We start from the raw sequence: 2,024 nt of genomic DNA, 5'->3' as shown, positions 1-2,024 counted from the left end.
GCCGACGGCGACGTCGGTGCCGACCGGCCGGTGCTGGCCGTCACTGCCACCGGACGCGAGGCGGAAGACCTGGTCAGTGCGCTGCAATGCCTGATGGATCCGAACTCGGTGGTCGAGTACCCAGCATGGGAGACCCTTCCGCACGAACGGCTCTCTCCCCGAAGCGACACTGTGGGCCGCCGGCTGGCGGTGCTGCGCCGGTTGGTGCACCCGGCCGAGGACGACACCCCCATCAAGGTCGTGGTCGCTCCGGTGCGCAGCGTTCTCCAGCCCCAGGTGGCCGGACTGGCCGAACTGCGGCCGGTACGGGTGCACGCCAACGACGACGTCGCCCTCGACGACATGGTCGAACAGCTGGCGGCCGCCGCCTACACCAGAGTCGATCTGGTCGAGCGACGCGGGGAGTTCGCGGTGCGGGGCGGCATCGTCGACGTCTTCCCGCCCACCGAAGAGCATCCGCTGCGGATCGACTTCTGGGGTGACACGGTCGAGGAGGTCCGGTACTTCACGGTGGCCGACCAGCGCTCCGCCGAGCTCGCCGAGCACGGGCTGTGGGCGCCACCGTGCCGGGAACTGCTGCTCACCGACACGGTCCGGCAACGAGCCGGGACGCTGGCCGGACAGCACCCTGAGCTGGCCGAGATGCTGGAGAAGATCGCCTCCGGCGTGGCCGTCGAGGGGATGGAGTCGCTCGCGCCGGTGCTGGTGGACGAGATGGAGCTCCTCCTCGACCTGCTGCCGGACGGCACGCACGTGCTGGCCTGCGACCCGGAGCGGATCCGCACCCGCGCTCACGATCTGGTCGCCACCAGCCAGGAGTTCCTCGACGCGTCCTGGGCGGCGGCCGCGAGTGGTGGCAGCGCGCCCATCGACCTCGGTGCCGCCGCGTACCGCACGCTGTCCGACGTCCGTGCGCACGCGATCACACTCGGTCTGCCGTGGTGGAGCGTGAGTCCGTTCGGCCTCGGCGGCGGAGCAGGCGCCGACAGCGGCGACGGCGCGGGGAGCACAGGCAACCGGCAGCGATCTCAGGCAGAAGACCTCGATGCCGATCTCTACGCGGTGGACCTGGGCGACGAGATGGTAGCCACCGGTGCGGTGACCAGTCGTCCGGTCGCGGCCCGCGCCGCGGACGCCTACCGGGGCGACACCAACCGTGCCGTCGCCGACCTCAAAGGGTGGGTCGCCTCGGGCCAGCGCGCCGTCGTCATCACCGGCGGGCACGGTACCGCGCAGCGCACGGTCGAGCTCTTCGGCGAGTCCGAGATCCCGGCACGCCTCGTCGAAGATCTGGCGACCGGCCCCGATGCCGGAGTCGTCCACGTCACCACCGGCACCATTCAGCACGGATTCATTGCCGACGGCGCGGGCCTGGTGGTGCTCACCGAGGACGACCTCACCGGCCAGCGGACATCGGAGAAGGGCACCCGCCGGATGCCCAGCCGGCGGCGCAACCAGATCGATCCGTTACAGCTCAAACCAGGCGACTTCATCGTGCACGACCAGCACGGCGTCGGCCGCTACATCGAGATGACCAGCCGCACTGTCCAGGGCGCCACCCGCGAGTACCTCGTGGTCGAATATGCGCCGGGCAAGCGGGGGCAGCCGCCCGACCGCCTGTACATCCCCACCGACCAGCTGGAACAGGTCACCAAGTACGTCGGCGGTGATGCGCCCGGACTGGACCGCATCGGCGGCTCGGACTGGGCCAAGCGCAAGGGCCGGGCCCGCAAGGCGGTGAAGGAGATCGCCGCCGAGCTGATCAAGCTGTACGCCGCTCGGCAAGCTGCTCCGGGCTATGCGTTCGGGCCGGACACACCGTGGCAGCGCGAGCTTGAGGACGCTTTCCCGTACGTCGAGACGGTGGACCAGCTCTCCACCATCAACGAGGTCAAGACAGACATGGAGCGGTCCACCCCGATGGACCGGGTGATCTGTGGCGACGTCGGCTACGGCAAGACGGAGATCGCGGTCCGTGCCGCGTTCAAGGCGGTGCAGGAGGGCAAACAGGTCGGCGTGCTGGT

General features: G+C 70.1%; 1 protein-coding gene. It reads left to right on the top strand.

Going from position 1 to position 2,024, the window contains the following annotated elements; genetic code table 11:
- Positions 1-2,024: CarD family transcriptional regulator (locus ELR45_RS38415; protein ID WP_240759884.1), on the top strand; the 2,024-nt coding region annotated here is incomplete at both ends.

The sequence above is a fragment of the Phytoactinopolyspora endophytica genome (assembly GCF_004138495.1).
GTDB classification, from domain to species: domain Bacteria; phylum Actinomycetota; class Actinomycetes; order Jiangellales; family Jiangellaceae; genus Phytoactinopolyspora; species Phytoactinopolyspora endophytica.
This window is presented reverse-complemented; position numbering and strand designations above follow the sequence as displayed.